Origin of the sequence: Brevibacillus parabrevis (assembly GCF_003710905.1) — a bacterium.
Taxonomy (GTDB): domain Bacteria; phylum Bacillota; class Bacilli; order Brevibacillales; family Brevibacillaceae; genus Brevibacillus; species Brevibacillus parabrevis.
Genome location: NZ_RHHV01000008.1, coordinates 17,721 through 43,586, shown reverse-complemented (window position 1 = coordinate 43,586; position 25,866 = coordinate 17,721). Strand labels below are relative to the sequence as shown.

20 protein-coding genes are annotated in these 25,866 nt (G+C 54.2%); 6 read left to right on the top strand and 14 right to left on the bottom strand.

Going from position 1 to position 25,866, the window contains the following annotated elements; all coding sequences use genetic code 11:
• Positions 1 to 18: 18 nt before the first annotated feature.
• Together EDM60_RS09830 and EDM60_RS09825 are read right to left on the bottom strand one after the other, a co-directional pair.
• A complete protein-coding gene (locus tag EDM60_RS09830; RefSeq protein WP_122963826.1) occupies positions 19 to 1,005 on the bottom strand; it encodes an ABC transporter ATP-binding protein in 987 nt (328 codons plus the stop codon).
• A gap of 190 nt (positions 1,006 to 1,195) precedes the next feature.
• Positions 1,196 to 2,143 (bottom strand): DMT family transporter, encoded by a 948-nt coding sequence (locus tag EDM60_RS09825; RefSeq protein ID WP_122963825.1) that lies wholly within the window; start codon positions 2,141 to 2,143, stop codon positions 1,196 to 1,198.
• A 133-nt stretch (positions 2,144 to 2,276) separates the two neighbouring features.
• Here EDM60_RS09825 and EDM60_RS09820 point away from each other — a divergent pair, with 133 nt between their 5' ends.
• From EDM60_RS09820 to EDM60_RS09810, 3 genes are all read left to right on the top strand, one after another.
• Positions 2,277 to 3,626, top strand: coding sequence for an aminotransferase-like domain-containing protein (locus EDM60_RS09820; protein WP_122963824.1), 1,350 nt, complete (start codon positions 2,277 to 2,279; stop codon positions 3,624 to 3,626).
• Between the two features lie 153 nt (positions 3,627 to 3,779).
• Positions 3,780 to 4,376, top strand: a complete 597-nt coding sequence (locus tag EDM60_RS09815; protein ID WP_122963823.1) for a YqaA family protein — start codon at positions 3,780 to 3,782, stop codon at positions 4,374 to 4,376.
• Positions 4,377 to 4,423: 47 nt separating this feature from the next.
• Complete coding sequence (locus EDM60_RS09810; RefSeq protein WP_122963822.1) at positions 4,424 to 4,783, top strand: SH3 domain-containing protein; 360 nt, start codon at positions 4,424 to 4,426, stop codon at positions 4,781 to 4,783.
• A gap of 94 nt (positions 4,784 to 4,877) precedes the next feature.
• Here the strand turns inward: EDM60_RS09810 and EDM60_RS09805 are convergent, their stop codons facing one another.
• Complete coding sequence (locus EDM60_RS09805) at positions 4,878 to 7,022, bottom strand: ATP-dependent Clp protease ATP-binding subunit (RefSeq protein ID WP_122963821.1); 2,145 nt, start codon at positions 7,020 to 7,022, stop codon at positions 4,878 to 4,880.
• A gap of 253 nt (positions 7,023 to 7,275) precedes the next feature.
• Between EDM60_RS09805 and EDM60_RS09800 the strand changes: the two genes are divergently transcribed.
• Positions 7,276 to 7,827 carry a PadR family transcriptional regulator gene (locus EDM60_RS09800; RefSeq protein WP_122963820.1) on the top strand — a complete coding sequence of 184 codons (552 nt, stop codon included), beginning with the start codon at positions 7,276 to 7,278 and terminating at the stop codon, positions 7,825 to 7,827.
• 100 nt (positions 7,828 to 7,927) lie between these two features.
• On the opposite strand, the gene rbsK is transcribed toward EDM60_RS09800, so the two are convergent.
• From rbsK to EDM60_RS09765, 7 genes are all read right to left on the bottom strand, one after another.
• On the bottom strand, positions 7,928 to 8,830 hold the full coding sequence (gene rbsK / locus EDM60_RS09795) for a ribokinase (protein ID WP_122963819.1): 903 nt from the start codon (positions 8,828 to 8,830) through the stop codon (positions 7,928 to 7,930).
• 26 nt (positions 8,831 to 8,856) lie between these two features.
• A complete protein-coding gene (locus EDM60_RS09790; RefSeq protein WP_122963818.1) occupies positions 8,857 to 9,654 on the bottom strand; it encodes an energy-coupling factor ABC transporter ATP-binding protein in 798 nt (265 codons plus the stop codon).
• A complete protein-coding gene (locus tag EDM60_RS09785; RefSeq protein WP_122963817.1) occupies positions 9,651 to 10,517 on the bottom strand; it encodes an energy-coupling factor ABC transporter ATP-binding protein in 867 nt (288 codons plus the stop codon). Before EDM60_RS09785 ends, EDM60_RS09790 begins: the two co-directional genes overlap by 4 nt.
• Entirely contained in the window at positions 10,514 to 11,269 is a 756-nt protein-coding gene (locus tag EDM60_RS09780; protein WP_122963816.1) for an energy-coupling factor transporter transmembrane component T, read from the bottom strand. Before EDM60_RS09780 ends, EDM60_RS09785 begins: the two co-directional genes overlap by 4 nt.
• Positions 11,270 to 11,360: 91 nt before the next feature.
• A complete protein-coding gene (locus EDM60_RS09775; protein ID WP_122963815.1) occupies positions 11,361 to 11,951 on the bottom strand; it encodes an ECF transporter S component in 591 nt (196 codons plus the stop codon).
• Positions 11,952 to 11,980: 29 nt separating this feature from the next.
• Positions 11,981 to 12,928 (bottom strand): nucleoside hydrolase, encoded by a 948-nt coding sequence (locus EDM60_RS09770; RefSeq protein ID WP_122963814.1) that lies wholly within the window; start codon positions 12,926 to 12,928, stop codon positions 11,981 to 11,983.
• 36 nt (positions 12,929 to 12,964) lie between these two features.
• Positions 12,965 to 13,969 carry a LacI family DNA-binding transcriptional regulator gene (locus EDM60_RS09765; RefSeq protein ID WP_122963813.1) on the bottom strand — a complete coding sequence of 335 codons (1,005 nt, stop codon included), beginning with the start codon at positions 13,967 to 13,969 and terminating at the stop codon, positions 12,965 to 12,967.
• Positions 13,970 to 14,023: 54 nt separating this feature from the next.
• On the opposite strand from EDM60_RS09765, the gene EDM60_RS09760 reads away from it, so the two are divergent.
• Positions 14,024 to 14,965: a DMT family transporter gene (locus EDM60_RS09760; RefSeq protein ID WP_122963812.1), complete on the top strand. Its 942-nt coding sequence runs from the start codon at positions 14,024 to 14,026 to the stop codon at positions 14,963 to 14,965.
• A 118-nt stretch (positions 14,966 to 15,083) separates the two neighbouring features.
• On the top strand, positions 15,084 to 15,764 hold the full coding sequence (gene nfi, locus EDM60_RS09755) for a deoxyribonuclease V (protein ID WP_122963811.1): 681 nt from the start codon (positions 15,084 to 15,086) through the stop codon (positions 15,762 to 15,764).
• Between the two features lie 93 nt (positions 15,765 to 15,857).
• Here the strand turns inward: nfi and EDM60_RS09750 are convergent, their stop codons facing one another.
• The 4 genes from EDM60_RS09750 to EDM60_RS09735 form a co-directional block, all read right to left on the bottom strand.
• Positions 15,858 to 16,511, bottom strand: coding sequence for an immunity protein Imm33 domain-containing protein (locus EDM60_RS09750; RefSeq protein WP_122963810.1), 654 nt, complete (start codon positions 16,509 to 16,511; stop codon positions 15,858 to 15,860).
• Positions 16,512 to 16,795: 284 nt separating this feature from the next.
• Positions 16,796 to 22,315 (bottom strand): non-ribosomal peptide synthetase, encoded by a 5,520-nt coding sequence (locus tag EDM60_RS09745; protein WP_122963809.1) that lies wholly within the window; start codon positions 22,313 to 22,315, stop codon positions 16,796 to 16,798.
• 12 nt (positions 22,316 to 22,327) lie between these two features.
• Positions 22,328 to 24,670 carry a bifunctional Gfo/Idh/MocA family oxidoreductase/class I SAM-dependent methyltransferase gene (locus EDM60_RS09740; RefSeq protein WP_122963808.1) on the bottom strand — a complete coding sequence of 781 codons (2,343 nt, stop codon included), beginning with the start codon at positions 24,668 to 24,670 and terminating at the stop codon, positions 22,328 to 22,330.
• A complete protein-coding gene (locus EDM60_RS09735; RefSeq protein WP_122964060.1) occupies positions 24,667 to 25,797 on the bottom strand; it encodes a saccharopine dehydrogenase family protein in 1,131 nt (376 codons plus the stop codon). The genes EDM60_RS09740 and EDM60_RS09735 overlap by 4 nt, the downstream gene beginning before the upstream one ends.
• Positions 25,798 to 25,866: the final 69 nt, after the last annotated feature.

The following is a 25,866-nucleotide window of genomic DNA, read 5'->3' as shown; positions in this document are numbered from 1 at the left end:
GTTTTACCGGCTTTTTGTTCAACAAGTCAGGATCACCTCGTCCGTCTGCGCCCAACCAATGGCTACCCGATCTCCCACCTTCCAGTCCAGACCGTCTCCTGCGTACTGATGGGCCATGACTGTCATGTCTTGACCGTCGAGGCGGATGAACACTTTGCGCAGGTTGCCGAGGAATACCGCGTCAGCAATCGTTCCCAGCTTTTTGTGCTTGTCCTTGTCTGCTTCTGGCTGGTACAGCTTGATCTTTTCCGGGCGGACAGCTGTATTCGTGCCATTGTCGCGGAAAATGTTGTTTTCCCCGATAAAAGTAGCGACGAACAGCGTCTGCGGATGGTTGTAAATCTCGGCAGGAGAAGCGATCTGTTCGATCCGTCCTTTGTTCATGACGGCGATCCGGTCCGACATGGCCATTGCTTCTTCCTGGTCATGGGTTACGTAAATAAACGTGATCCCGAGGTTCTTTTGCAGATTTTTCAGTTCCAACTGCAAGCTTTTGCGCAGTTGGTAGTCCAGTGCGCCAAGCGGCTCGTCCAGCAAAAGGACGCGCGGATTGTTGATGATCGCCCGGGCAATCGCCACACGCTGCTGCTGGCCGCCGGACAGTTGCTTTGGCGTACGTTTTCTCAGCTCGGTCAGCTGCACGTACTGCAAAACTTCCTCCAGGCGCTGTTTTTGCTCTGCTGCACTTACTTTTTTCATTTTCAAACCGAACAAAATGTTTTGTTCGACAGTCATATGCGGAAACAGGGCGTACTGCTGGAACACCATGTTCATATCCCGCTGATAAGGCGGCACATGGGTGAGCGGCTTCTCGTCGAGGAAAATATCCCCGGAAGTCGGCTCCTCAAACCCTGCAATCATCCGCAAAAGCGTCGTCTTGCCGCAGCCGCTGGGGCCGAGCAACGTCAAAAACTCCCCTTCTTCAATGGAGAGAGAAAAAGAGGGGACGACGACAGTACCGTGAAAGCTTTTTTCAATTGAATCCAGATGAATAATCGTTTTCATTCCGTCATCTCACCATATGTCATTATACTCATAGCAACAATCTAGGTAACTATATCGTGTATGTCGACTTTTGTAAACAGTTTCACCCGCATTGGTCCTGATTTTTTTGCGGCTGGTCCCTCCTGTCAGCGGACAAAAACAAACGGAGCAGCCCAACAGTCTCTGCTCCATTTTTCCTGTGCGTTTGTTCTTACAAAGATTGCGATTTGAGCTTCCCGTTGGTGTCTACCGCGGTTCCTTTTTTCTTTCCCAGGAAATTCGTCCCGATGACACCGAGAATGATCATGAGCGCGCCAAGCAGATGGTAGTAGGCGATCTGCTCCCCGAGAAGCGCCACACCCCCGGCAATCGTCACGAGCGTTGACAAGTTGTTGAAAACACTCATCTTCGACGCTTCCATTTTCGACAAGGCAAAATTCGTCATGAAAGATGTCACCAAAGAAGACAGCACACCCAAATAGAGCACCGAGATAATAAACGACGAATGCGTGAGCGGCAGGAAAAACTCCGACAGCGTGCCGTTTGCGCCATGCTGGATCAAGGCCAGCGCGTTGAAGGCCAAAAAGCCGATTACGGAAACCATATACGTGACGTCTATATAATGGAAGGCTTTCGTCATCTTCTTCGCCAACACGCTATACCCCGCGAGCGACAAGGCCGAGAGCAAGATCAAAATGGTGCCGAGGCTGCTGCCCATCCCTACCCCTGCGCCCTTCATCGCGAAAATGAACACGACACCTGCTACAGACAGCAACGTACAAAACTTTTGCAGCCACGTAGATGTCTCGCCGAGAAAAAAAGCGGCCATGACCATCGTGAAAATCGGAACGGTGGCGACAATGATCCCGGCTTCCGACGCGGTCGTGTACACCAGTCCAAACGTTTGCAGCCCGAAAAACAGCGCCGGATAGAGCAAAGCCAATGGCAAAATGACCAAAATGTCGCGCGGCTTGATCGACAGCTGGACCCATCCGAACAAAACGGGAATCGTCGCGGCGACAAAAGCGATCGTAAAGCGGTGCGCCATCGCGTCCATCGGAGTGGCTGACGTCAGCGCCATTTTTACGAAAATAAACGACAAGCCGACGATCATGGCATTCAAAAGTGCGGCCCCTATAGCTTTATGTTGATCCTTCAAGCTGATCTCTCCCCAATCGTTGCCTATGCAGCAATTATTTCCTGCTTTCATAGTAATGGGGCGGCAATCATGCTACAATGCAAAAAAAGACGATCTGTACCGATACAAAGTCCATGCGCCAGGAAGGGATTTCATGCATAAATATTTGCAATTGCAAAACGAGTTGGAGACGCTGATCGAGGGCAACACCTACCAGGATGGCGACAAGCTGCCGTCCATCCGCGAGTTGGCAACCCAATATCAATGCAGCAACAGCACGGTGATCCAGGCGCTGAACGAGTTGGAGAAACGTCATCTGATCTACTCGGTAGACCGCAGCGGCTTTTACGTCGTCAAAAAGCAGCGCGACAGCGAGCCAAACAACTGTAACAGCATCGACTTCGCCACCTCTGCCCCTGATCCTGACGTGTTTCCGTACCTTGACTTTCAACACTGTATCAACAAAGCGATTGAGACATACCGCAACGACCTGTTCCTGTACGGCACCGCCAAAGGGCTGCCAACGCTCATCCCCGTGATCGCCAAGCATTTGGCCAACCATCAGGTTTTTGCCAAGCCAGCGAACATCTTCATCACATCCGGCGTTCAGCAGGCGCTGTCACTTTTGTGTACGATTCCGTTCCCCAACGGGCGGGAAACCGTCCTGATCGAGCAGCCGAGCTACCATCTGTTCATCGATTACTTGCAGATGCACAACATTCCGGTGACTGGGATCATGCGAACGGCGCAAGGAATTGATCTGGACGAGCTGGAGCGCATTTTCCGGACAGAAAAGATCAAATTTTTTTACACGATGCCGCGCTTTCACAGCCCGCTCGGAACGTCGTATACGCGCAAGGAAAAACAGCGCATTGCCGAACTGGCCCACCGCTACAACGTTTACATCGTGGAAGACGACCATATGGCAGATTTGGAGCATGACAGCAAGGCAGACCCGCTGTTCTCCTACGATCGTTTCGAGCGGACGATTTACATGAAAAGCTATTCCAAAATCATTTTTCCCGGGCTGCGCCTCGGTGTCGCCGTCATTCCCGATGCGCTGTGCGAGTCGTTTTTGCAGTTCAAACGGCTGCGGGACATCGATAGCTCCATGCTGTCCCAAGCCGCGCTGGAAATTTATTTGAAAAGCGGCATGTTTGAACGGCACAGGCAAAAAATCCGCCAATCGTATCAGCTCCGATCGAAGCTTCTGACAGAAGCGCTGCTCGCCCATGCAGCCCGCGCTGACGCTCTGTTTGCGTTTCGCCCTCTGCCTTATCCGGGGATTCACACGCATCTTGTGCTGGACCCGCGAGTTGACGCATCCCGTCTGATCCAGCTGGCTAAAAAACGCTCGATCTTGTTGGAAGCGGCAGACAGGCATTATTTGCCCCTGTTTCCCCGGGAAAATATTTTGAAGCTGAATGTATCCAACGCCAAGGCCGAATCGGTGGAAAAAGGAATTGACGAGTTGATGGCAGTATTGCATGCGATGCGGTTATAATGAAAGAAAAAAGTTTTTGCAAAAGCAGCAACCGTAACCATATTTCGGGAATATCCGTCTTAATTTGTATACAACATCGTTACGCCACACGACTCTACCCATTTTTATCCGTCGCAGCAGGCGGATCGCATGAGATGGACAAAGGAGAATGAAATGGTTCAGAACGTTTTAGATTTTTTGATGGAATACGGCATTTGGGGAGTCGTCATCCATTCTTTCGCAGACGCCGTCATCTTCCCCATTCCTGTATTCTTTCTGCAAGTTTCATTAAGCCTGATTGATCCATCCGCTGCTTTATGGATTGCAACCGCAGGATATATCGCGTGTCTGGTTGGTACACCCGTCGGCTACTTTCTCGGTAAACTGCTCGGCCACTCTGTCCTGTACAAACTGCTCAAAAAAGAGTGGATTGACTCGGCAACCGAGATGTTTCAAAAAAGAGGCGAAGTCGCCATTTTTGTCGGCTCCTTCACCCCGATTCCGTTCAAAGTATTCACGATCTTGTCCGGCTGTCTGAATTATCCGCTCTGGAAGCTGATCGGTTATGCCGCAATCGGCAGAGCCGTGAAATTTTACCTCGTCGGTTTCCTGTTTTACTTTTACGGGCGGATGGCGGAAAATATGGTCGGTCACGCCTCCCTGTACGTGTTCTTGCTGATGATCCCGATTTTGCTGATCGGACTTTTGGTGCGAAAAATGCGGGCCAAAAAACAGCTGATGCAAACTGCCAACAAGCAAGCAGGGGAATGATCAGCTTGTAGCCTGGCTTGAATCATTATTCAGAAAGGAGCTGCAATATGAGCCAAACATATAAAGTCATGATTCAGCACCGAATAAACTACCCTACCCCCATTGAATTGACTCAAGGTCAAACCGTCATACTCGGTCGAGTCGACGATGATCCCGACGGTTGGAGGAACTGGAGGTACTGCTATACGCTTGACCATAGCATGGAAGGCTGGGTGCCTGAACAGATTATTCAAGCAAAGGACAAGGAAGGCATCATTACGGAAAATTACTCCGCAAAAGAGCTAGATGTAAATGAAGGAGATACGGTTGAGTTGCTCCAAGAGCTGAATGGCTGGGGATGGTGTATGTCCACCAACCGGGAATACGGATGGGTTCCGATGCGAAATCTTCAGCTTGCAAGCCAATAGCAATCTCTTTTTGCGCAAACGCTCGCTTCTATCTCTATATTAGGAAAGAAAGAGTCCCTGTCTAGCCGTCAGGGACTCTTTTTGGGACAAACCCTTATGCTTTTTTCACGCGAATCGCTTCTTCCTCAACTTCCACCACGATCTTGCGCACATCCGCTTCCTCCATCAACAGATCGGCGATGCCATCTTCGACCTGCTGGGCGATCACGCGACGCAGCGGGCGTGCCCCGAAAGCGGGATTGTAGCCCAGCTCAGCCAACATTTCTTTGGCAGCGTCTGTCACTTCAAGCTCGATTCCTTGCTCCCCGAGATTCAGCACGACTTCCTGGAGCAGCAGCTCCACGATTTGCACCAAGTCTTGCTTTTCCAGATGAGCGAAAGAAATAATCGAGTCGAAGCGGTTCAAAAATTCCGGTTTGAAGTACGCTCCCAGCGAATCAAGCACAGTGCCAGGCTGCTGTTCCTCGGCGCCGAAGCCTAACGCTTTTTTGCGCTCAGCCACTCCGGCATTGCTCGTTGCGATAATGACCGTTTCCTTGAAGCTCACGGTGCGGCCCTGGCTGTCTGTCAGGCGGCCATCCTCCAAAATTTGCAGGAACATGTGCATGACGTCCGGGTGCGCCTTTTCGATCTCATCCAGCAAAATGATGCTGTACGGATTGCGGCGCACTCGCTCGGTCAACTGTCCCGCTTCCTCGTGCCCCACATAGCCTGGAGGCGAACCGATCAGCTTGGAGACGGAATGCTTCTCCATGTATTCGCTCATGTCGAGGCGAATCATCGAATCTCTCGTGCCGAACAGCTCCTCGGCGAGCGCTTTGGACAGCTCTGTCTTCCCTACGCCAGTCGGTCCGACGAACAGGAAGGAGGCAATTGGCCGATTTTTCGGCTTCAACCCGGCGCGGCTGCGGCGAATCGCCTTGGCGACCTGTGCGACAGCTTCCGATTGCCCGATGACTTTGGCTTCCAGGTGAGCAGCCAAATTTCTCATCCGCTCCTGCTCGTCGCTTTGCAGCTTGCGGACAGGGATGCCTGTTTTTTGCTCGATCATCTCCTGAATATCCGATACTTCCACTTTCGTGCGATTAGCGGCCCCATCAAGCTGATCCAGCTTGCCGAGAATTTCCGCTTCCTCATCGCGCAGGCGGGCAGCTTGCTCGTAATTTTCTTGCTCGGTCGCTGCTTTTTTCTCCTGGTTAATTTGCGCCAGACGCTCATGCAGCTGGCTCGTATCTGCCGCAGAAGAGCGGAGATTCAGCCGCGATCCGGCTTCATCCATCAGGTCGATCGCCTTGTCAGGCAGGAAGCGATCCTGGATGTAACGATGCGAGTATTCGACGCAGGCGCGGAGCACGTCATCGGAGTAAGCGACCTGGTGGAAAGCTTCGTATTTCGGACGCAGTCCTTGCAAAATCTCGATAGCGGCCTCCACTGTCGGCTCTTTGACCATCACAGGCTGCAAGCGGCGCTCCAGCGCGGCATCCTTTTCAATGACGCGGTACTCTTTTAAGGTAGTGGCCCCAACCAGTTGCAGTTCGCCGCGCGCCAGAGCAGGCTTGAGAATGTTTCCGGCGTCCATCGAGCCTTCCGCAGAGCCTGCTCCCACCAGCAAATGAATTTCATCCACGAACAGGATGACGTTTTTGCGCGATTGCAGCTCGGCAATCACTTGCTTCATCTTTTCCTCGAATTGTCCGCGAATCCCCGTGCCTGCGACCAGAGAAGCCACGTCCAGCACGTACACTTGCTTGTTTTTCAGCTTGGCAGGCACTTGACCTTCCGTAATGCGCAAGGCCAGACCTTCGGCAATTGCCGTCTTCCCTACACCCGGCTCCCCGATGAGCACCGGGTTGTTTTTGTTGCGGCGGTTCAAAATCTCGATCACACGCTCGATTTCCTGGTCGCGTCCGATGACCGGATCAATCAGCCCTGCGCGGGCCGCATCGTTCAGATTGCGCCCCAGTTCGTCCAGAAGGCCGCCTCTGTCCGCAGTTGTCGCCTGTCCCTTCATGTTCGGCTGTTGACCGCCTTTTGCATGGGCCTGCGCTTGTGCGAAGCCTTGCAGGAAGTCGTCCAGACCGGAGAAGGAAGAGAACGGGCTGAAGCCCATCCCTACTCCCATTTTGCTGCCGAGCTTGGCATTGCACTCCCGGCACAGGTTGTAGGCTTGCTGTTTGTCTTGCACGCGTATATGGACGGACACAGTTGCTTGTCGTTGTTTGCAGATTTCACATTGCATGTTTCATACCCCCAAAATCATGCTTTTGGATTTTTTCTTATTTGTGTGTTCGACAGGTCAACGGTTGTTTGACCATTTCTGACCTTCGATGACTTTATTATAGTTTGACCTTCTTTGACTTTCAAGAGGGTAACTTTGGATTTTCTGCTTTCGCTTGGGAGAAGCTATACAGGACGCAGGTTCTCTCTTGCTTCGCCAGAAAACCCTTCCTATAATGAGGTTGATATTCGCTAAAGTCAGGGGGCTTTTCACTTTGAACACACTCGCGTATGGACTCCTCGGGCTGGTTGCCCGCACACCAAGCTCCGGCTATGATTTGATGCTCCAGCTGCAACCATTTTGGCAGGCCAAGCACAGCCAAATTTACCCGCTGCTGGCGAAGCTGGAACAGGAGGGCTATCTGGAGTTCACTCGCATCCACCAGACGGATCGTCCTGATAAAAAAGTGTATTCCATTACAGAAAAAGGACAGATTGCACTAAAAGTCTGGCTTAGCGAGCCGGCAGCAGAGCCTGTTTTGCGTGACGAGCTGGTGCTGAAAACGTACTGCCTCGGATTGGCGGACGAAAAAGCGGCCTCTACGATGTTTGTCGAGCGCATCCAGCAATGTCGCGAGCATTTGGACATGTACGAGCACTACTTAAAGGAGTACGAGAGTGATTCTGCCGAACATTCGTATCCGCCCGACCATCCGAACCATCCGGAATTTGGGGATTATTTGCTGCTTTCATGGGGATCACGGCGCATGAAAGAAGATATCGCCTGGTGCGAGTGGGTGTTGGAGCTGTTGCAGAAGCGTTCCTAAAAACAAAAAGCAAACGCGTCTTTGGAACATTGCGCTCCAAAACACGTTTGCTTTTTCTTTCGTTTTCGTCCATGACATGATAGAAAGATACAGACGCTCGCTAAAAGGAGTGCGCCTCTACTTCTGCCAGCGTGGGCAGCGATGGCTGCGCCCCGCGTCTGGTCACGACGATCGCAGCCACTTTGCTGGCAAATCCGGCTGCTTCCACATCCGACATCCCTTTTGCCATGCCCACGGCAAAAGCTGCGGTAAACGAATCGCCTGCCGCAGTCGTATCCACTGGCTCGACCCGACAAGCAGGCACATGCACGGTTTTCTCCTCCGTGACCAAAAGCGCGCCTTTTTCGCCCAGGGTGACAATGATCCGTCTCGGACCGCTTGCCAAAAGCTTTCTCGCCGCTTCCCCGGCTTCTTCCGGCGTCGTGACGGGCAGACCGCTCAAAATGGCCAGCTCTGTTTCATTCGGCGTCAAGGTGTGCACATGCTGTAACAGTTCCTGCGAGAGTGCCCTTGCCGGAGCCGGATTCAAAATGACCAGCTTGCCGAGCGCAGCTGCCTTTTTCACGACGTATTCCACGACGTGGAGCGGGATTTCCAGCTGCAACAGCACGACGTCGCTCTGCTCGATAATCGACAGGTTCTCATCGATGTGCTCTATGCTCACTTGTGCATTGGCTCCGGGAACCAGCACAATGTTGTTTTCCCCGTCATCGCTGACATTGATGAAGGCCATGCCAGTCGTACCCTCGCGCTTGATTCCTTCGACATGAACCTGCGCCTCTGTCATGCCCGCAAGCATGATGGTGCCATTTTCATCCTCGCCCACCATTCCGATCATGGATACGTGCGCGCCCAGACGTGCGGCAGCAACTGCCTGATTCGCCCCTTTTCCGCCTGGAATCAGCATAAAGTCATGGCTTGCAATCGTTTCTCCTGCCTTGGGCAGATGGTGGACGTGGGAGACGAGATCCATATTGATGCTTCCTACTACTGCGATTTTCACAACGTGCTACCTCCCCCAGCCGCTTTTTACAGCATGGTCTCTACAAATTCTTCGATCGTCAAAATTTGCTTTGGCAAGCCGAGCGTATGGCTCAATCTGCTAATGTGCGGCTGCTTCAGCATGCTTTCTTCCAAAATCGCGTGATTCCAGAAAATGTCCCGCTTGTTCGTATCCGCTACTACATTTTTGTGGGCCATGACGATGACACGCTCAAAATTTTGCACGACAAACTCCATGTCATGCGTGATCGTAATGACGGTTTTGCCTTCGCTTTTCAAGGCGGCGATCAGGGAAGAGATGCGTTGCATCCCCTGCATGTCTTGGCCTGCGGTCGGCTCATCGAGAATGATCACATCGCAATCCATCGCCACTACTGCCGCCATGGTCACGAACTTGCGCATGGAATACGGCAAATTGTACGGGTTTTCCTGCAAGTACGGCTCGATCCCAGCCAGTTTCGCCGCTTTCATGACATTTTCCTTCGTTTGCTCTACAGACAAGCCGAGTTTTTTTGGCCCGAACTCGACTTCGCTGTAAACATCGCTATGGAAGATCTGGTCATCCGGATTTTGGAACACGTAGCCTACCTTGCGCGAAATTTGCGCGGTCGTATGCTCTTTTGTATTCCAATCATCAATAATAACATCGCCTTTGGTCGGCTTCAACAAGCCATTCATCAGCTTTACCGCCGTCGTTTTGCCCGCGCCATTTTGGCCGACGATGGCGACCGTCTCGCCTTTGCCAATCTCCATGGAAACGTTTTCTACCGCTGTATGTCCGTTCGGATAAGCGAAAGTGATATTTTTCAAGGAAATGAAGCTCATATGCGAACTCCCCTTTCTGCCATCCACCAGTTCATTTCTTCGACGGCCTGCTCTTCGGTAATCGGGATTTTGCGCAGCGGCACTCCGCGTTTTTTCAGCTCCAGTCCCAGCATGGCGTACTGCGGAAGCATGACATCGTAGGAGAGCGCCTTTTCATCGGAGAGGACGTCTTGCGTTGTGCCCTCCATGACGATTTCGCCATCGTGCAGCAAAATGACGCGATCCGCAAATTCGGCAATCAGTTCGATTTTGTGCTCGACCAGAATGATCGTCTTGCCTTTTTCCTTCATGATCTGGATGATCTCGAAAACTTCTTCCGTACCTTGCGGATCTAGCTGCGAGGTCGGTTCGTCGATGACCAAAATGTCCGGCTCCATCACGATGATCGAGGCCAAAGCGACGCGCTGGCGCTGACCGCCGGACAGTTCAAACGGATTTTTGTCACGCAGATGCTCGATCTTGACCAGCTTCAAAATCGCTTCTACTCGCGTTCGAATCTCGTCAGGATGCACCCCGAGGTTTTCCAGTCCGTAGGCGACTTCCTCGAACACGGTTTCTTTGACGCCACTGATTTGAATGAACGGATTTTGGAAGACAAAGCCGACAGACAACGACAACTCGCCCAATGTGCTCTCGACGATGTTTTTCCCGTTGACGAGCACCTCGCCGCGCAAGTCCCCCCGATAAAAATGCGGAATGAACCCGCGCAGGACGTTGCAAAACGTGGTTTTCCCTCCGCCGTTGGGGCCAACCACAGCGTACAGCAGTCCTTTTTCGATCTCGATGTTGATGTTTTTCAGGACGTCGACCTTGCCCGTCGGGTATTTGTAGCTCATGTTGGATATTTTGATTACGCTGTTCATAACAAAATCCTCCCCGCAATCAGAATCAGCAAGGCAACGAGCATTCCGATCCGCACGACCGTGTCATGCTTGGTTTTATATATTTCGTACAGGTGTGTTTTCTTGACTGGCGCAGAAAAAGCGCGCGATTCCAATGTAATCGCTCTTTCCTCCGTGCTTGCCAGCGAAGAGAGGATCAGCGGACTGATTGTCGGGAGAAACGCTTTTGCCCGCACCATCATCGTCCCTTCCGTTTCCACACCTCTCGTTTTTTGCGCATCCATAATGACACTCGTCTGCTTTTTCATTTCCGGAATGATTTGCAGTGTCGCCAGTACGACATAAGCCCCTTTTGGAGGCAGACCCAGCTTTTCAAGCGAATACACGAAGTCTTTGACAGAAGTAATGCGGAAAAACAGGATGAACGCCGAACCGATCGCCAAAATCCGCGAAGTCATATTCAAGCCGTACAAAATGCCTTCCTGGGTGATTTTCAAAATGCCTGCTTGCCACAAAATTTGCGCGCCCGGATAGAAAAAGGCTTGCATCAGGAAGATAAACACGAGCAGAATCAACAGCCCGTTGCGAACGAGTGTGATAAATTCCTTGCCCTGCCCCGCCGCGATGGCGATGATCAGGCACACTGGCAGCATCGCATAAGCGTACCAGTAGGTTGGAACGATGAAGACGGAGAGCGCGATGAACAAAGTAAACAACAGCTTCGTTGTGGGATACAAGTTAAGGATGTAGTTGGTCTTGGCAGCTTGCGACATAATCCTTACCTCCTCTTCCATGGGGTAAAATGAATCGCTGCCTGGCCCCCTCGAACAGATGCCCAAAGAACCAGACAGCGATGAATCACGTTTAGTCTTTCATGTAAATTTGTCCGTAGTTAAGCTTGGACAAATAGCGGTCAGACATGTTGCGAACGATCAGGAAGCAAATGAATGCCGACAGCAGCTTGTCGCCGATTTCCTGAATGAACTGTGTGGAGAACACAGCCGTCCAGATTTGTTGGCCGGATGCCAGCAAGACAGCGGTAATCGCTCCGCCAGTCGAACCGGTAACGCCGCCAAACAAAATGACAGTGATCGGAGCCGCAATAATAGTAGAGACGAATGCCAGGATAATGCCCGCGATAATTACTTTCCAAACCTTCTTGAACATCCCTTTCATGGAAAGGAAGCCCGCTGCCAAGCCTACTGCCATGGAAACGAGGGAGAAGGGAAGATAAACCGGGTTGAAGATCGAGTTGATCAGGTTGGTAATCAAGCCTGCCACGAGCGCTACCCACGGACCTGCTACCATGGCGATGACCAGTGTGCCGATGCTGTCCAAGAAGATAGGTAGACGAAGCAGCTGAGCAATTTGGAAGCCGACCATGTTGATGGCGACGCAAACAGGAATCAGCAGGATTGCCATGAGAGTGAAGTCATTCTTGATGCCGGTTTTCATACCAGAATCCTCCTTTTGCTGAAAAATTTTTATACAAACTGCTTGATGGCAGCGTGTAGCATATCTGCAAAACGTGCTCTGTCAATCTCGAACAGCACTTTGGCGTTCGCCGGTTTGCCCGTCACGCGGTTGTAGTCCACGACGGTGCAGCCTGTGGTCAAGCGGCCGGATGTTTCAATCTCGACGTAGCAGTCCAGTCCGCGGAACAGCGTCGGGTCAAGCAAGTACGCGACTGCGCAAGGATCGTGCATGTGCAAGCCCTCCACATGTCCCGGCTCTGCCAGAAAATGCGGCGTGTTGGAAAGATTGAAAAAGTCGAGCAAGCCTGCCATGACTTGGCCTGTCTTGTTGCCGATGTGGCGAATGCGGTCGATATCTTCCTGGAACAGCTGCGCTTTCAGCGTCACATCAAGGCCGCTCATGATGATCGGAACTCCGGAGCGGAAGACGATATCGGCTGCCTCCGGGTCAACGTAAATGTTGAACTCGGCTGCTGGCGTGATGTTGCCGCCAAAGCAGGCCCCGCCCATCAGCGAGATGCACTCGATCTTTTCTTTCACTTCCGGGTAGGCGTTCAACAGGATCGCCACGTTGGTCAGCGGCCCGGTCGCCACAATGGTAACGCTTTCTTTTGTATTCAATAAAACATCACGCATCGCATCCAACGCGCTTCTGTTGCTCGCGGCAAACTTCGCCTCGCCCAAGTCCGCGCCGTCAATGCCTGTCTCTCCGTGAATATCTTCGGCAATAATCAGGTCGCGTACCAACGGCTTGGGAGCCCCTCCTGCCACTTCGATATCGGTTACCCCGATAAAGCTGAGCAGCTTCAACGTGTTGTTCAACGTTTTGTCCGGCGTCTGATTGCCGGCACTTGTCGTAATGAGCTTCACATCCAGCTTGTCCGATGCGAGCGCCAGCAAGATTGCCAGCGCGTCATCGTGTCCGGGATCGCAGTCCATGATAATCGGTCTTTTCATCGCTTCCCTCTCCCTTTTTTGGTGGCTTGGTGACGATTACAGTTTGGTTGTGCTCTGGCGGATCATCAGCTCCGGCTCCCAATACACGACCTTTTGCTTGATCCCCTTTTTCTTGATGCTTTGAATCAAGATTTTCGCCGCTTCCTTGCCCATCTGGTAGGCGGGCTGGCGAATCGTTGTGAGCTTGGGCATCAGGGTGGAAATCAGCCGGATGTCGTCAAACCCTACGACCGATACATCGCGCGGAATGCTTTTGCCAAGCTCCTGCGCGGCTTCGTAGACGCCGATTGCCATCAAGTCGTTGCAGGCGAAAATCGCAGTGACCTCTCCGTCAGCCAGCATTTTTCTCGCGACCTCATAGCCGCCGTCGATCCGATAGCCGCCAGAGACGATCCATGATTCCTGAACGGAAATCCCTGCTTCGGCCAACGCTCGCTTGTAGCCTTCGACACGATCCTGGGAGTTCTGCACGCTTGGCGGCCCGCTGATGCAGCCGATCCGCGTGTGGTTTTGCTCCAGCAAATGCTTCGTCGCCATGTAAGCGCCTTCTTCATTTTTCATGTAAACACCGCTGTAAGCGTCTCCGGATTCTCCCCGGTCAATCAGGACGACTGGAATGTCGGCCGCGATCAGCTCGTCATACAAATCCTTGGAATACTTCGCCGTGCTGGAGAAGATGATGCCGTCCACTTTTTTCTCTGTCATCAACTGGACGTATTTCTTTTCTTTTTTCGCATTGTCATCAGAATTGCCTAGGAATACGCTGTAGCCTGCCTTGTTTGCGGCATCCTCAATCCCGCGCACCAAATCCGGAAAAAACGGGTTGGTGATATCGGGAAGAATCAGCCCGATCGTGCTTGTCTTGCGTGTGATCAACCCGCGAGCCAATGCATTTGGCTGATAATTCAGCTCCTTGATGATCGACTGGATGTACTCCCGCGTCTGCGGCGAGATGCCTTCCGATTTGTTGTTGATCACCCGTGAAACCGTTGCGGTTGATACGTTTGCTCTCTTGGCAATGTCCTTAATCGTAATCGCCATGCCCTCACCCTTTTTCTGGTGCAGGACTTTCTTGACAGGAGAGGGGAAAACTCCATGAATACCGCACACTCCAGCTTCAAGCCCGTCTTGGCTGGCATCGTCTCGTCACTCATTTTCGGCTTTTCGTTTCTGTTTTCCAAAGTGGCTTTGGATGAACTGCAAAACAATACGATCCAGATGATCGCCTATCGCTTCGGCATCGCTGCGGTTGTGCTCGGCCTGTTGAAGCTTGCTGGCGTCATCAAAATATCGTATCGGAACAAGAGCATCGCCCCGTTGCTTTGGCTCTCGTTTTTTTATCCGTTTCTGTACTTTATTTTTGAAGCGCAAGGCATCCGCTACACCTCTTCCTCCGAAGCGGGTACGATGATCGCGCTGATTCCGATTGCCGTCACCATCATGGCGACGATCTTCCTCAAGGAAAAAACGACGCTTTTGCAATGGCTGTTTATTGTATTGTCCGTCGGCGGCGTGCTGTTTATCAATTTGATGAAATTCGAGGCGCAATCCAGCCTGACAGGCATCTTGTACCTGTTGGCGGCCATTGTCACTTCCGGCGTCTACAACATTTTGTCGCGCAAGTCCTCAGCGCAATTCAGTCCGCTGGAAATCACCTACGTCATGATGTGGACAGGCGCGCTTATTTTTAATGCGATCGCGCTCGGGCAGCATGCCGTGAATGGCACGGTCGACCAGTATGTCGCACCGCTCGCCAATCCGGCTCTCTTGCAGGCGGTTTTGTACCTCGGCGTTCTCTCGTCTGTGGTCGCCTTCTTTTTGATGAATTACATGCTGGCCAAGCTGGAAGCCTCCAAGGCAGCCTCCTACTGGAATCTCAGTACGGGTGTCTCCATCATCGGCGGCGTGCTGATCTTGCACGAATCGTTTTACTGGTACCAGGCGGCAGGAATTGTCTTCATTCTCATCGGCGTGTGGGGTGCGAACCGTTTTGGACAAAAGCAAAAACAGCAGCCAAGCCAGGCCAAAGCTCATTAACGGCAAATGACATCCAAAAAAGCCAGCCCTCCGAGTGCGGGGCTGGCTTGATTTATCGTTGGGCTGTAAACTACTGGTAGTCTTTTTTGCGAGATCACTTCAGTCAGGAGGTCACCAAATGCAACCCGTCATCCACCATCCGTGGACTCTCACGGAGCAGGAAGCCATTTCTCTGCAAAAGCAACTGGCCCTGCAAGTCAAAACGGAAGATCAAGTAAAAGAAGTGCAGCATATCGCCGGAGTCGATGTCGCCTACCATGTAGCGGAAGATGTGCTCGTCGCCGGAATCGTCGTTCTGGATGCGGCAAGCTTGCAAGTCGTGGAATCTGTCGTCGTTTCGGATTCGGTAGCTTTTCCGTATATTCCGGGTCTGTTCTCGTTCCGGGAGCTTCCTCCGCTGATGAAAGCATTCGAAAAGCTGCAAACCGTGCCGCAACTGATCGTTTGCGATGGGCAAGGCATCGCTCACCCGCGCAGATTCGGACTTGCCAGCCACGTCGGACTTTTGTACGACATTCCTGCTATCGGCTGCGGCAAAACGCGTCTGCTTGGCGAGTACGCACAGCCCGATTCACACAGAGGAGCCTGCTCTCCCTTGCTGGACGAGGGCGAGATCGTCGGCGCTGTTTTGCGCACGCAAGCGGACACAAAGCCTGTATTCGTCTCCGTCGGGCATGGCATTTCCTTGCCGACTGCCTGCGAATGGATCACGCGGCTTGCTCCCAAGTACCGTCTGCCGGAGACGACGAGACAAGTCGATCAGTTGGTGAACAAAGCATTGGCTGGCTTGGGCAACTAAGCGCTTTGCTCTGTTTTTTTGCTTTGCCGCGCTGCGCGGACAGCTTTTGCCTGGACCGGACAAGGACAAGTCAAACCCTCGCAGCGACGTGCTTTAATGCAAGATCGGCCAGACGTTTTCGTCATGCTCGTCAAGCACCGCTTCCAGTTGCTCGCCATCGAAAACAGCGAGATAACCGGGCGGCAGCGCCAGCACCTGCAAGACAGACGGGCGGTGTTTCAACAGTTGGAAAATGTAGTACGATTGCAAATCATCGCTGTCCACTTCCCCTTCCACTGGCCCGAGATACCAGCCTGAATCGCCGTCGCCTGCATGGTCGCCACGCTGCAAATAAATCCGTTTTTGCTCCAAGGCGCCTTTGGCGACGACGATCTTGTCCTGGAACAAGGCGGCTTCACCCGCGATCTGCAACGTTTGCAGGCAATGGTTTTGCGCCAGTTGCACATAGAGCGACACGGACAAGTCCGGATTGGTGTCCGTGAACGGATTGGTATCGTAGTCTGGTGCCACGACTTCCATCTGCCCATCGCGTTCGTTCACGATGAAAATAGTCCAGCCCACTTGAATCTTCGCGCCATTTTGAATCGGCCCGCTCTCGCTTTCCACATCCGCCAGCAATTCGAGCAAAAAGTCGGCCTGCTTCGCGAAAAACTCCCGGCAAGTCACCACGAAGGTCCTGTTGCCGATTTGCCGGGAGCGTTGACAGAAAGCAGACGACTGATTGTCGGGAAACGGTTTGTTGCTCATCGTTACCATCCTTTCTCCATCGGTATATCGATATGTATGTTTGTATGAAAATAGTTCACTCACAGGCAAAACATGCACGTTCATTGTCAATAGGGTAACACGATTCCAACAGCAGCGCAGCATTTTCCCGTTGAAATGGCGACGCGCGAAAAGACGCGTTTGGACGGGTAAACCGTCGCTGGGTCGCTAGGTCGTTGCTTCGTTCGTGCAAAAGAAGCAGGAAGAGGGATGCCCCCTTTCGCTCTGCCCGAGGCAGGTTCACGGAGCGATCCCTCCCTTGTTCTTTATTTTTGTGTGAACGGCGCTTCCAGCAATTGCGCCAGCCTGCTTACATTCGGCTCCATCATGCAACTGAAATGGTTGCCCTCAATCGTAATGACGTCCAGCTCGCCAAGGCATACATCCTGCCAGAAGGACAGCGTCGTGTCATCTGTGCGCGGCAGGAACAAGAACGGTTCGCTCGCCAAAAGGAAGCGGATGTCGCCCATGTACGGCAACGGCGTGTAGCGGGCGGCTTTGAAGCTTTGGCGGAACACCTGGCACAAGCCCTCCGCCATCTCGATCGGCATTTGTTCTCCGGTTGTTCTGGCCTTCGCTTCGACATAAGCCTGGAAGCGCTCCGCTTTGCTGACCGCAGCCATTTTGCCAAATAGCTCTCCTACCTGATCCAGCCCGGCATCTCCGCCAATCGTCACGGCAGCGCCTTGCGGAATGCACTCTCCGTGCTGCTCCACGAGCTGCATGACGCCACGAGCCAAATCTTGCTCATCCACCTTGCCAAAGCCTGCCTGCTCCAGCGAAACATTCAGGTTCGGGATAAAGAGTGTTTCGACGAGCAAATCGTCATCCACTTCGGTGAAGATCGGCGGAATGTCGATCAACACAAGATCCGCGACCTGCACGCCCCGCTCCATCAACCGCCTTGCCACTTCGACGGCGATCAGGCCGCCCAGGGAATACCCGATCAGTTGCAGTTCGCTGTGCCCTGTTGCCATCAGGCATTCGGCGTAATCGTCTGCAACTGTCTCGATCAGTTCTGCCGAGTCAAGCGAGCAGTAGCGTTCCATGTCAGCAATCGCCACACCTACAATGCTGCCGATCCCTTGCGCTTTGAGGTGCTCAAGCAGCGGACGGAAAATGTCCATCGTCCCGAGCACAGCGTGGAACACGACGCGCAGCGGCCCTTCCTGCGCCGTTCCGTACGGAATCAGCACAGCGTTGCTTGCACTGTTTTGCTGGTGGATCGTCCATGCTTCCTCGGTATGCGGCTGCTCCTCTTGTTCACGGGAGCGAATAAACTCAGCCAAGTCGGCTACCGTTGGATAGTTCAGCATTTGCCGCAGCAGAGCGTCAAACGGGATGGCTGGTTGCGCCGGGTCCTCCGCCAGCTTGTCGCGCAGTCTTCCCGCCACCTGCGCCATGATGAGCGAATCCGCACCATGCTCGTAAAAGCTTTGCGAGCGACCGATGGAAGCCAGCCCGAGCGATTCCGCCCACAGCTTAGCCAGTATGCTTTCCAGCTCATCCAGCTTCTCCTCGCTCGCGGCGACCATCTCTTGTGTTCCGCTTGCAGCAGGACGCCATTTTGCCAACGTGCGCCGATCGACCTTGCCATTTCCGGTCAGCGGCAGCGCATCGACTACTTGCAAATGCTGCGGCAGCATGTACGCAGGCACATGACCTTTCAAAAATGCTTCCAGCTCTTGCGGACGAACCGCCAGTCGCTCCTGCTTCATCCGTTTGGCGAACAAATGGAACCCGAGTGCAGTCAGCTTGTCGTCTTCTTGCGGCAGCAGCAAAATCGGCTCGCCTTCCTCTTCTTGCAGCTGGGCAAGCCAGTCATGGCGATCCAGATAGGACGACTCCAGGCGCAATTCGTCTCCTGGCTCCATCATCATGAATGCTTGCGAAGCCAAAATCCACAAATGCTCAATCGTCGGCTCCGTGAAAACAAGCCAGCCGTCCGGGCGAATCAGCTCCCGCAGCCTGCTCATGCTGGCTGGTATGTCACGGGCATTTTCCAGTACCCCTGCCGCCAGCACGACGTCGAAGCTGTTCGGAGACAACCCTTGTGCCCGGTAGTCTTGGTCAACATCGAACACGCCGAAGCTCACGTGCGGATACTTGGCGAAGCGCTGCTTGGCTCCGGGAATGAAAAACGGCGCGACATCGGTAAAGACGTACTCGATCGGATAGCCTTCCAGCGCTTGCAAAACGTTCCCCGTCGTCGCTCCTGTTCCGGCCCCGACCTCCAAAATGCGCAGCGGCTTGCCTTCGTGTCTTTGGGCGATTTGCTGCAAAAGCAGGCACATGCAACGGTTGAGATAACTCGCCATGATATGCTCAATATACAGCGTATGGACGTGATCCCATTTCCCCTCGGGGAACAGCAACGCGACCGGGTCCTCTTCGCCAGTCAAAAGCTCTGCCAGCTTTTCTGCGTTTTTGCGAACGTAAGCGGTAAAGCCGTCCGTTCCCAACATTTTCGTCCAAATGCCCTCCGCGGACGCCCAGCACTCGCCGACGAGCTGCTCACTGACAGTCTGTTCGCTGCGATACTGCTCAGCAGAAAGCGCGGTCAGCAGCCCTGCCTGCTCCAGCCTTGCAACCCAGCGGCGTACCAGCCAGTGATATTTCGGCAAAATTTTCTCTGGATGCAAAACCGCTGCCAACGGCTCGACCTGATTCGCTGCAAAAAACCCGAGCTTTTGCAACGCATGAAGCATGGAATAGAGCACAGCCTGATCCAGGCTGGTCATCGCCGCTTCGATTTCCTGCACGCTGATGTGCGCCGCGATCTCCCCTGCCGTATCCCCGATGCCGCTGACTATTTGGGCAAATTCGGCCGCTTCCGCGCTGCGGTCGCGTTCCGGTTTGCGAGCTGGCTCCACGATTGCAAGCAGCGTCGGCTCGTCGCTCGCTTCATCCAGGACCACTCCGGCGGCGGCGACAGCAGGATGCTTGAGCAGAGCAGATTCGATTTCTCCCAGCTCGATGCGATGCCCGCGAATTTTCACTTGGTTATCTTCACGGCCAAGGAACTCAATCTCGCCGCCCGGCCGATAACGTCCCAAATCTCCGGTGCGATAAAGTCGCTGCCCATCTTCGGGGTGCAGGAAGAAGCGTTCCTGGGAAAGTCGCTCGTCACCCGCGTAGCCTTGGGCCAGGCCATCTCCGGTAATGTACAGCTCGCCTGTGACCCACACCGGGCAATCGCGCATGTGCGCATCGAGCACCCGGAAGCCCTGGTTAGCGAGCGGCTGTCCGTACGGAATGCTGCGCCAGTCGGGCAACAGTCCTTTGTACACATGATAAATCGACCAAATCGCCGCTTCCGTGGCTCCCCCCAAGCTGACTGTCTGCGCGAACGGCAGGCGCTTCGTCATCTGATCCGGCAGCGACAGGGGAATCCAATCGCCTGAGAGCATAGCCAGCCGCAGCTTGGACAAGCATACTTCCGGCGTGCCTTCCAAATAGGTGACGAGCATTTGCATCATGGCGGGAACAGAATCCCACACGGTGACTTCGTGCGCAAGAATCAGCTCTACCCAATGCGACGGGTCTGTCTGCCTGTCCGGTTGCGGCAGGACAAGCGCGCCCCCTACCGACAACGGGCCAAATATGTCGTAGACGGACAAGTCAAAATTGAGCTGAGCCAGTCCGAGCACCTTGTCATTCTCGTTGACCGCAAAGCGGCGATTGATGTCGACAATCGTGTTCGCCGCAGCGCGGTGGCTGACGACGACGCCTTTTGGCTGCCCGGTAGAGCCTGACGTGTAAATGATGTAAGCTGGCAAGTCAGGATTCGTGTCAGGCAAAATGAGCGGCGTCTGCTGCTCCGCCACCTGGTCGACGTCCACGCGTTGAAGCGCCTGCGGCCACTCTGCGTCTGATCCAGAAGCAGTCAGCACAAAACGAATGTCGGCTTGTTCGGTCATCGCCTGCCTTCGCAACAGCGGTTGCTTGGCATCAATCGGCACGTACACGCCTCCGGCAAACAGCGTGCCCAGCACGGCGGCTACCTGATCGACGCCTTTTTCCAGCGCAATCGCCACGCGGTCCTGCTCGCGGCAACCAAGTTCTTTCAGCTTTCCGGCGATCGCCGCAGCACGTCTGACCAGCTCTGCATAAGTCAGTTGACCATTTGCGTCAATCACCGCCGGGCGGTCCGGCGTCGCCATCGCTTGCGCCACGATCGGCTGGTGCAGCGCGTAGTCAGGCAGCGGAGCCTGTGTGGCGTTGATCTTTTGCCGCTCTGCTTGCTGCCATTGCGGCAGGGCAAGCTCGCCGCCTTCCTCCCAGCGCTGTTCCGATTCAACCAACGCTTGCAGCAAATCGGCGAATGCCGCAAACATGTCGTCTACCATCTTTTCCGGAAACACGCCTTCCCGCACGTCCCAGTTGACTTGCAACCCTTCGGCGCTGTCCATCGCCTGGCAGTCGATGAACACTTGTGGCGTCTGGCTGATGCCGTATTCGCCGATTTTGCCGGACAGCCGCTCTCCCTCTGCGATTCCGACAAGTCCGATCGCGCTGGTGAAGACAATCGGCATCAACGCTGCTTCGCGCCCGCGTCTGCGCGCCACCTCGCGCATGACCTCGACGCCGGAATAGAGGCGATGATCCAAATCCTCGAACAATTGCTTCTGAATCGCTTTTGCCCGTCCCTGGAAGGAACGCTCCGCTCCCCAGTCTACGGCCAGCAAACTGACCGAAGTGAAATCCCCGACGATATCTTGCACGCGATCATGCAGCGGCTGGCGGTTCAACAGTGTCAAGTTCAGGCTGAACGCCCGATTTCGGCTCCAGCGCTCGATGACGGCGGCATAGGCAGTCATCACAGCGGCAGTCGGAGTCAGTCCCCGCTTTTGCGCCCGCTGCTTGAATACGTCCCATTTGGCCGCATCCAGGCGAATGAACTCCCGGCGAAAACGCGCCTTGCCCGCCTCAACTTCTCCCTTGGCAAGCGGCAAATCCGGAGTCTGCGGCAAATCATCGATGCGCGACAGCCAGTACGCTTTGTCCCGCGAATAAGCTACTGTCTCCCGCAACGTGCGTTCCGTGAGCACGTAATCGCGGAACGTGATCGGCAGCTCGGGCAGCCTTTTTCCCGGCTCCTTGTAAAGCGTCTCAAATTCAGACAGCAACAGCCAAATACTCGCCCAGTCAGCAATGAGAAACTCCATGGAAACATGCAGCACGGCGCGATCTGCCGTTTTGGTCACGGCGATGCCGTAGAGCGGCCACTTGTCCGTGTCATAGACGCGATGCCCCATGTTTTCGCGGATCGCTTCCAGTGCACTCCCGGCTTTGGCTTTGTCCAACATGCTTGTGTCTGTATAAGGCACGTTGAAGCGCGGCACTTCTGCCATGACCCGCTGTTGTCCGTCGGAGTCAATCGTCGCACGCAGCATATCGTGACGCGCAATCAGTTGATTCCATACTTCCTCGACCCGTACCGGATCAAGCTGTTCGTAATCAAGCTCCAAATAAATGTGGCACGCCACGCCGCCGTAGCCGAACAGCTCATACCGTCCCAGCAAGTAAGCTGATTGCACATCTGTCAGGGGAAAAGGCGTAAAGCGGGCGGCCGGATCAGGCACAACCTCGACTGGCTGCGCCTCTTTTTGCAAAAGAGCCACGATTTCTGCTTTTTGTTCGCGAAGCATCTGCAAATCTTCGGGGGCCAGGCTGCCTTTTGGCGCCTTGTAACGCAGGTTCCCCGCTTCTTCCCAGATAGACACACCTTCCTCGCGAAGCCGCGTCAAAAGCTCGATACTACTGATCTGGATGTTTTGGGACATTTGCACACACTCCTATTTGGTCAGCTTGGCCATATCGTTGCAGTTGTCGGTGAAAACCAGTTCCCGCTCCGTTTTTTCTGCCTCTTGGCCTTTTTGGATGACAAACAGCTTCTGGCCGAGCAAAGCCAGCGGATGATCTTCGCCGGGCAGCACCGCAAGCTCGCCCACACCAGCGCCATGAAACACATCGCGCCACTGCTGAACAGTCATGAAGGTCGATTGCGTCTGTTTCCGATCATCGACAGGAGGCGTCATCATGAACGCCTGGGAGATCAGCATTTCCGTAAATTCTCTGGTCGGCTCGGTAATGAGCATCCACCCGCCAGGCACCAGACTCTCCATCAAACTGCGAATGATTTGATCCGTGTCGCGGGCATTGTTCAGCATGCCAGCCGCCACGACGATATCTACACTCCCTGGCTCCACACCTTGTTCAAACAAATTTTTGTCTATATCGACCACCGCAAAGCTCATCCACGGGCAATCCTTGAACCGCTGGCGAGCAGCCGCAAGGAAAAAGTGGGACACGTCCGTGTACATGTAGTCGACACGCAAACCTTTGGCAACTAGCGGTCGCAAGCGCGCGACGACGCCGTCCGTCGTGGCTCCTGTCCCTGCGCCTACTTCCAAGATGCGCAGCGAACGTTTGCCGGAAGCGATGCGGCTCGCCGCCTCTGCAACCGATTTGTTCAAATACTTGGCGACGAGCGTATCGCGGTAGAGCGCGTTGGCGACATCCATCCGGCCTTCCGGGAAAAGCAGCAAAGCTGCTTGCTGAGTGTCATTCATCAGCGCGGGAAGCTGATCGGCGTTGCTTTTCAGGTAGTCGATGACAAGTGGCGAACCAAGCTTGCCACTCCACGCTTCCTTCGCCATCATCCAGCGGCGTTCCACCTCTTCCCGGCTCATCCGCTGTCCGCACTGAAAAGCATCTTCACGGGCATCTATGTAGTTTTTGTCTTGCAAAACGTGCAGCCAGCGCCAGATGACAGGTTCGTGACGCGGTGCCACTTGAGCGAGCGAAAAAATGTCGGAGCTGCTGTATCGCCTATCGGGCTCAGCTAACGCCCCTTGCGATTGCAATGCCAACAGCATGGACGCTAGGGCAGCTTGCTCCAGGCGCTCTACGCCCTCCTTCACCACTCCCGCATCCACGCCTGCCAGTTCGCTTTCCGCCACCGTCGAGCACGTAAACACATCGCGGTTTGCCTCTCCCCCCTGAACTGTCGACTCTTCCGGTTCAGGCAGGTCATCGGAAATCTGCAAAGCCGCCTGCCGCAGCACGTCCAGCGAAATCGGCTGATGCTTCCCGTTTGCGCGCAGCACCGGATAGCCCAATGCCTGCGTCCAGTCTTGCCAGCCGCGAGAGCAAAGCAGCTCCTGCTGCGCCCGCATGTCGATCGCCGCCCGATCCACGTTGCCCAAAATCATCTCCCGCATCGCCAGCAGATCACGCCCGATCGCTTGCGGCCATTGCTTGGTCAAAATATCGCGATAGCTTGCCGTCTCGCACGTCCCGAGCACTTCTGTGCTGCTTTCGAGCATATGGGCAGGCGGAGAGGCCACCAACGTTCCGTGAATATCCGGCAAATCAGGCACATGCAGGCGCGGCTGCCAGACGACCGGACCGTGTGTATCCGTGAGCGACAAGCTCCCTCCTGCTGTACCGATCGTAATTTTGTGCAACAAATGCAAATGATTGTCGGGATCATCAGGGTCGACTTCATTGTGGGCCAAAAGCGTCACCGGAATTTTGCCGAGCTGTCCGATCAGCACCTGAAAAGGCCCTTCGTCTTTGATCACATGGTTGATCTTCCACGGGCGGATCGTCGGCAGCGCCTCTTGCAAAATGTGCATCAGCGGGTACGAAACTTGCGTGGCGCAAGCAGCCTCGATGTACAAGGCAGGCTGTTTGGCGAACAGTTCTTTGGCGCAAGCGATAAATCGCCGGACCGCAGGAAGATGCACATACAAGTCACCCGTCATGAAATAAACGCCGGATTGCCGCGCTTGCTTCAGGCACGCCGCCAAATCTTTTTGATGAATCGGCTGCTCGGACAGGACGTGAATGCCGCGCTCCAAAAGCTCCAGCGCCAGATTCGTGCCCTGTCCGCCCATCACGGTCGAGCGGAGAACGACGCACGCGAGATCGAGATTGGCCGGAAGCTGCCCCACTTCTGTAAACAAGGGAACACCCAGACGCTCGGCGCACTGTCGCGAACGCTCGCTGCCTTTTGCCAGCAAGCCGACCAGTTCATACTGCTCAGGCAGCGCCCGCACTGCTTCCAGGTAAAACTGTCCAAAACGAGTGCCGCATACGACGACACGCAGCTTGCGATTTGCTTTTTGAGTCATCGGGCACCTCCCGCTGTTCTTTCGCTTCGTTCAAGCGCAAGCTCCACGCCCTGGCGGCAAAGCGCCTGAGTCAAAGCTGCCTGTGATACGCCTTCGGATACGTAGTAGCAGCCCGCTTTTTTGTCTGCTTCTTCCGTCACGAGCTGGGCAACCGTCGCCGCCACGATGCCCGACAAACGGTTCCAGTCACCCCGGTACAACAGCGTCGCTGTCAGCCGGACGGGAGCGCCGTCGCGAAGTCCGTCTGCATGCAGATGGAACATCGTGTAATCGTCTACGTTCGGCTTTTTGGCTGCGAACTGCTGCAACAAAAGCTTGGCAGAGTGCTGCTTTTGCTCCTCGGTTTTGTACTGCTGAAGAGCCTTGATCATGACAAACTGATTCAAGATGCCGCTATGTTGATAGCTGTTGTAAAAGTAAGCCGCCTTGATGTCGTGGGCATGGGCCATCCGGCAAAATTCTTCGGTCAGGACGGGATACGTGTCCCGTTTGCCCGCTGGCTGGGGAAGCATGCAGCTTTTATGAAAAGGCCCGTCGATTTTGCGCACCTCTCCGTCACGGCAATAGCTCATCCCGTAGCCCGTGTCTTCCTCGATGCTGCACACGATGTCATAGGCAGCGTTCAGGGAAAAATCGCCTTGACCCGCAAAAAACAGTTCCAGCTGCTCGGTGCTGTCCAGCTCTTCCTCTGCTATGTATGAAGGGAATATCTCTGACAAGCCAGGGTACACTCCCGCTGAGATGACGAAGCGCAGTCCTTTTGCCTCGATCTCCGCTTTTCTCGTCAACAGCAGCCGATACAAATGCTCGTCGCCGGATACATCGACGTAGTGAACCCCTTTTTCCAGGCACGCCACAGCCACTTTATCGAGCACTTGCTTGGCAGGGCCAGCGCAGTTGATCACGATATCGCAGCGGCTGCAAAAATCAGCCAGTCTGGAAGCGTCGAACACGTCCACTTCCCAAAAATCGCCTCTGTCCTCGCATCCCGCCAGCAGTCCCCGAAGCTTCTCGGGATTCCGTCCTCCTAGCAAGACCCGATGCCCGGCAGCTGTGAGAATTGTCGCCAAAGCTGCGCCGCCAACCACTCCGGTCGCGCCGAGAATGCCGATTGTTTTTTTCTCCACGTGTTCTCTCCCTCTCTCGCCTGCTCGCTGCATCGATTCCGGCAAAAAAGCCGGGCTGCGCCCTTTTGC

Coding starts and splice junctions, on each gene's coding strand:
- EDM60_RS09830 (WP_122963826.1), bottom strand. CDS start 1,005: ATGAAAACGATTATTCATCTGGATTCAATTGAAAAAAGCTTTCACGGT.
- EDM60_RS09820 (WP_122963824.1), top strand. CDS start 2,277: ATGCATAAATATTTGCAATTGCAAAACGAGTTGGAGACGCTGATCGAG.
- EDM60_RS09815 (WP_122963823.1), top strand. CDS start 3,780: ATGGTTCAGAACGTTTTAGATTTTTTGATGGAATACGGCATTTGGGGA.
- EDM60_RS09810 (WP_122963822.1), top strand. CDS start 4,424: ATGAGCCAAACATATAAAGTCATGATTCAGCACCGAATAAACTACCCT.
- EDM60_RS09805 (WP_122963821.1), bottom strand. CDS start 7,022: ATGCAATGTGAAATCTGCAAACAACGACAAGCAACTGTGTCCGTCCAT.
- EDM60_RS09790 (WP_122963818.1), bottom strand. CDS start 9,654: ATGAGCTTCATTTCCTTGAAAAATATCACTTTCGCTTATCCGAACGGA.
- EDM60_RS09785 (WP_122963817.1), bottom strand. CDS start 10,517: ATGAACAGCGTAATCAAAATATCCAACATGAGCTACAAATACCCGACG.
- EDM60_RS09780 (WP_122963816.1), bottom strand. CDS start 11,269: ATGTCGCAAGCTGCCAAGACCAACTACATCCTTAACTTGTATCCCACA.
- EDM60_RS09775 (WP_122963815.1), bottom strand. CDS start 11,951: ATGAAAACCGGCATCAAGAATGACTTCACTCTCATGGCAATCCTGCTG.
- EDM60_RS09770 (WP_122963814.1), bottom strand. CDS start 12,928: ATGAAAAGACCGATTATCATGGACTGCGATCCCGGACACGATGACGCG.
- EDM60_RS09765 (WP_122963813.1), bottom strand. CDS start 13,969: ATGGCGATTACGATTAAGGACATTGCCAAGAGAGCAAACGTATCAACC.
- EDM60_RS09760 (WP_122963812.1), top strand. CDS start 14,024: ATGAATACCGCACACTCCAGCTTCAAGCCCGTCTTGGCTGGCATCGTC.
- nfi (WP_122963811.1), top strand. CDS start 15,084: ATGCAACCCGTCATCCACCATCCGTGGACTCTCACGGAGCAGGAAGCC.
- EDM60_RS09750 (WP_122963810.1), bottom strand. CDS start 16,511: ATGAGCAACAAACCGTTTCCCGACAATCAGTCGTCTGCTTTCTGTCAA.
- EDM60_RS09745 (WP_122963809.1), bottom strand. CDS start 22,315: ATGTCCCAAAACATCCAGATCAGTAGTATCGAGCTTTTGACGCGGCTT.
- EDM60_RS09740 (WP_122963808.1), bottom strand. CDS start 24,670: ATGACTCAAAAAGCAAATCGCAAGCTGCGTGTCGTCGTATGCGGCACT.